General features: G+C 49.4%; 1 pseudogene. It reads right to left on the bottom strand.

From position 1 onward, the window contains the following. Positions 1–876: pseudogene (locus tag ACS8FC_RS15905) on the bottom strand (excinuclease ABC subunit UvrA); the annotation flags it as partial.

Here is an 876-nt window from a genome sequence, read left to right as displayed (position 1 = left end):
TACGACCGCGCTCATCGGTAAAGTTAAAGGTGAGCTTTTCTTTGCCAGAGCCATGCATGATGATGTCTTGATGCTTTTTGCTGAGGTCTTGCCATGGCATATCCATATCGATTTTGAAATGCTTACAAACAGTGCTCAGCAACCCAAAATAATACGCATGACGTTTATCCCAACCATTGATTGCGCCTTGATTAAGCGATTTTTCATGATGGGTAATGAGCTTCTCTGCCGCGAAGTATTGACGTTTACCAAGACCGTCACAGCTTGGACACGCGCCGTATGGGTTGTTAAAACTAAACATACGCGGTTCAAGCTCAGGCACGGCACGATCACAGATAGGGCATGAGTGCTTGGCTGACATGACTTGATTGTCGTCACCGCCTTCTTTTGGGTTGCCATCCATAAAGTGCAGCGTGACCAGCCCTTGACCCAAACGTAAAGCCGTCTCTAGACTCTCAGCGACACGGTTACCCAAATCATCACGAACCTTAAAGCGATCAACCACCACTTCGATGGTATGTTTTTTCTTTTTATCGAGTGTTGGTAGCTCGTCGGTGTCGTATACGTCGCCATCGACACGCACGCGCACGAAGCCTTGACCAATCAATTGCTCAAGCAAGACAGTATGCTCACCTTTACGCTCACGAATCACCGGTGCCAAGATCATGATCTTGGTATCTTCTGGCAAGGCCATGACTTGATCGACCATCTCGGTGACCGACTGCGCGACCATCGGCTCGCCATGCTCAGGACAGTACGGCGTACCGATACGTGCGTAGAGCAGACGCAGATAGTCATAAATCTCGGTAATCGTGCCGACGGTTGAGCGTGGGTTATGGTTGGTCGATTTTTGCTCGATGGCAATCGCAGGCGAGA

The sequence above is a fragment of the Psychrobacter sp. 1Y4 genome, from assembly GCF_051847555.1.
The sequence above is the reverse complement of the archived record's forward strand: the minus strand, read 5'-3'. Positions and strand labels throughout refer to the sequence as shown.